This is a genomic window from Tateyamaria sp. syn59 (genome assembly GCF_007995245.1).
Lineage (GTDB): Bacteria > Pseudomonadota > Alphaproteobacteria > Rhodobacterales > Rhodobacteraceae > Tateyamaria.
The window spans coordinates 1,465-4,766 of record NZ_VCBA01000025.1; the positions used below are offsets into that span (position 1 = coordinate 1,465).

At 65.2% G+C, this 3,302-nt stretch carries 3 protein-coding genes, 1 tRNA gene and 1 pseudogene; all 5 read left to right on the plus strand.

The features are described 5' to 3' along the window. Positions 1 to 48: 48 nt before the first annotated feature. The 5 genes and pseudogenes from FD715_RS21645 to FD715_RS21660 all read left to right on the plus strand — a co-directional run bounded on the left by FD715_RS21645 (position 49) and on the right by FD715_RS21660 (position 3,248). A complete protein-coding gene (locus FD715_RS21645; protein ID WP_147115128.1) occupies positions 49 to 1,575 on the plus strand; it encodes a heme biosynthesis protein HemY in 1,527 nt (508 codons plus the stop codon). A gap of 42 nt (positions 1,576 to 1,617) precedes the next feature. Next, positions 1,618 to 1,693 (plus strand) — tRNA-Thr (locus tag FD715_RS21650). 62 nt (positions 1,694 to 1,755) lie between these two features. Then, a pseudogene (locus FD715_RS23110) lies at positions 1,756 to 1,944 on the plus strand (DUF6538 domain-containing protein); the annotation flags it as partial. A gap of 111 nt (positions 1,945 to 2,055) precedes the next feature. Then, on the plus strand, positions 2,056 to 2,934 hold the full coding sequence (gene xerC / locus FD715_RS21655; RefSeq protein WP_223275034.1) for a tyrosine recombinase XerC: 879 nt from the start codon (positions 2,056 to 2,058) through the stop codon (positions 2,932 to 2,934). After that, positions 2,913 to 3,248 (plus strand): hypothetical protein, encoded by a 336-nt coding sequence (locus FD715_RS21660; RefSeq protein ID WP_147115134.1) that lies wholly within the window; start codon positions 2,913 to 2,915, stop codon positions 3,246 to 3,248. The genes xerC and FD715_RS21660 overlap by 22 nt, the downstream gene beginning before the upstream one ends. The last annotated feature ends 54 nt before the right edge of the window (positions 3,249 to 3,302 follow it).

The window sequence follows — 3,302 nt, forward strand, 5'->3', positions numbered from 1 at the left end:
CCGCTGAGACGCTGTCGCAATCCCTGACCGAGAACTGAGGCGCCGCACATGCTCCTGTCCCTGATCAAGATCCTCGCCTTCGTCGCCGTCGTCGCGGGGCTCACATGGGGCGCGGCGCGGCTCAGCGAGGTCGCCGGCGGCGCCGAGATCGCCGTGGCGGGCTACGAGGTCACGCTCGGGCCGTTGCAGCTGGTGCTCGCCGTGGCGGCGCTGGCGCTGCTGGGCTGGCTGCTGTTCAAGGCGCTGGGCCTGCTGATCGCGCTGCTGCACTTCATCAACGGCGACGACACCGCCGTCAGCCGCTGGTTCGGCCGCAACCGCGAGCGCAAGGGCTACAAGGCGCTGTCCGACGGCATGATCGCTCTGGCTTCTGGCGAGGGCGAGCTGGCGATGGCCAAGGGCCGCAAGGCCGAGCGCTACCTGCGCCGGCCCGAGATCACCTCGATCCTCGTGGCGCAGGGGGCCGAGCTTCTGGGCGACCGCAAGACCGCCGAGGGCGCCTACCGCGAACTCGTGCAGATCGACCGCACCCGCTTCGTCGGCGTGCGCGGTCTGATGCGCCAGCGCCTCGCCGAGGGCGACACCGACACCGCGCTGAAGCTCGCCCGCAAGGCCTTCGAGCTGAAGCCGCGCCATTCCGAGACGCAGGATACGCTCTTGCGCCTGCAAGCCGAGGCACATGACTGGACCGGCGCGCGCGCCACGCTCGACGCCAAGCGCCGCTCCGGCGCGCTGCCGCGCGACGTCGCCAAGCGCCGCGACGCGGTGCTGGCGCTGTCCGAGGCCAGCGACGTGATCGACGAGACCGCCTCGATCGAGATGCGCGAGAAGGCGATCGAGGCCAACCGGCTCTCGCCGGACCTGATCCCGGCGGCGGTGATGGCGGCGCGCAGCTACCTTGCGGTCAACAATGCCCGCTACGCCACGCGGGTGATCCGCAAGGCCTGGGAGACCGCGCCGCACCCGGACCTCGCGCAGGTCTTCGCCGAGATCGAGCCGAACGAGGACGCCAAGGCCCGGGTCAAGCGCTTCGATCTGCTGACCAAGGCCCGGCCCGACCACCCCGAAACCAAGCTCCTGAAGGCCGAGCTGCTGATCGCCGCCGAGGACTTCAACGAGGCGCGCCGGGCGCTGGGCGACCTGCCCGAGACCGACCCGACCGCCCGGGTGCTGACGCTGATGGCGGCGATCGAACGCGGCCGCGGCGCCGAGGATGCGGTGGTGCGCGGCTGGCTGACCCGGGCGCTGACCGCGCCGCGCGGCCCGCAATGGGTCTGCGACAACTGCCACCACGTGCACCCCGCCTGGGCGCCGGTCTGCGGCAACTGCCACGCCTTCGACACGCTGAGTTGGACCCGCCCGGCCGAGAGCGAGACCGCCCTGCCCCGCGGCACCGAGATGCTGCCGCTGATCGTCGGCGCGGGGCGCGGCACCGACCTGCCGACCACCGCCGCCGCCACGCCCGAGCGGCCCGCGGGCGAAGAGACGAGGCAGCCCGCCGTGAGCGAGGCCGAGATCGTCTCGCCCGAGCCGCCGAAAGCCGCGGCGGCCGACGCCACGGCGGTGCGAAAATAGCCCTTTCGCGTCCTTGGCCTGGGTGCTAAGAGGCGCCCGGGCGCCGCTGTAGCTCAGCTGGTAGAGCACGTCATTCGTAATGATGGGGTCGGGGGTTCGAGTCCCTTCAGCGGCACCACCCAATCCTCCAAAGCATTGTTTCGCCTCGGCTTTTGATCGGATCAAGCCAAGGCACAGTACATGCCGGAGTACATTTCTGCCCCTCACTGCTTCCTCAAGGACGGCATCTTCTACTTCCAGCGTCGGGTGCCGAGGGAACTGAGACGCCACTACACCTCATCGAAGATCTCGTATTCGCTTCGGACGAAGTCAGCACGCGTGGCGGCTGCACGAGCCGTTCGAGCCGCGAGCCAACTCGATGAATATTGGTACCACCTGCGCAGTCAGGATGCAGACCTCCCAGGGAAGCACATGCTGCGAATGGGAGTGGCTGGTCCCGCTCAGGGAGGTTCTGACGGCGGCAGTGTCAACATCGACTGCATGAGCCTCTCTGAGGCTGTGGTGACATACCTACGGCTCAAGGGAGGCGGGAAGGGGATCACCTTCCACCGGGCGGCAGAGCGGGCCTGCGGTTATCTGATCGACACTTGCGGAGACAAGCCTCTCACCAGCTACACGAAGGCAGACGCCAATGCCTTCCGAGATGCGCTGATTGCCCGTGGCATGGCTGGCAGCAGCATCACCCGGGTCTTCGGCACGGTTCGTTCGATTATCAACTTCGCTGCCAGCGAGGAGGGGATCGAACTGAGCAACCCTTTTGGCAAGGTCTATTACGACCGCACTGCAGGCGTGTCGGATCGACAGCCCATACCGGTCGAGGTTATCCGTGTCGTGCAGGCCGAATGCTTCCGCTTGGACGACGAGATGCGCTGGCTGGTGGCCTTGGTCGCGGATACCGGGATGCGCCTCGCTGAGGCGGCAGGCCTGCTGTGCGAGGACATCTTTCATGACAGTGGGGGCAACTACACCGCACGGATCATTCCGCACCCGTGGCGCAGGCTAAAGACCGCTGGCAGTACAAGGGAGGTCCCTCTTGTTGGCTCTGCTCGGTGGGCCGCCGAACGACTACTGGCCGTTCATGGTGCTTCAGGCTTTGCCTTTCCACGCTACAACAAGACCGATACCACGAACGCCAACGCTGCCAGCGCGGGCCTCAACAAGTGGCTGAAGGCATACGTGCCTGCAGGGGCAACCATGCATAGCTTCCGGCATTCGATGCGTGACCGATTACGGGCAGTGGAATGTCCGGCAGACATCGTGGATCAGATCGGCGGTTGGCAGACTGAGGGCGTAGGGCATGGCTACGGAGAAGGCTATACCACGTCGGTCATCAGAAAGTGGATGACATTGATCGCATAATGGTGAGGCTGGGTATCAAGCAAACAAAGGATATCGAAGTGTTTTTTGCTGTAACCGCTATTGGACCCACTTTGGCCGCAGCAGGCTATTTCGGCGGCCTCGGATGGCTATTCTGGATCGGTGCAGCGTTCTGCGCCTTCAATCTTTTCATGAACGTGGCATCCGGCGCTATGAAGTTTCCCCTTATTCCAGGCATCTTTATGTTCGCCTTCGCGATGAATTGGACACCTTGGTTTCTGGGCGTTGCTGCCGGGCTGGCCCTCTATACTGCATTGGAAGCAGTTAGCGAAATACCTGCCCTACTTAAAGCCTAACTCGCTATACCGCAGGTGCGAAAGCATGGAGCAGTGACCTCTCCGGCATGTACT

Excerpts from the sequence above, each read along its gene's own strand:
- FD715_RS21645 (WP_147115128.1), top strand. The coding sequence starts at position 49 with ATGCTCCTGTCCCTGATCAAGATCCTCGCCTTCGTCGCCGTCGTCGCG.
- xerC (WP_223275034.1), top strand. The coding sequence starts at position 2,056 with ATGAGCCTCTCTGAGGCTGTGGTGACATACCTACGGCTCAAGGGAGGC.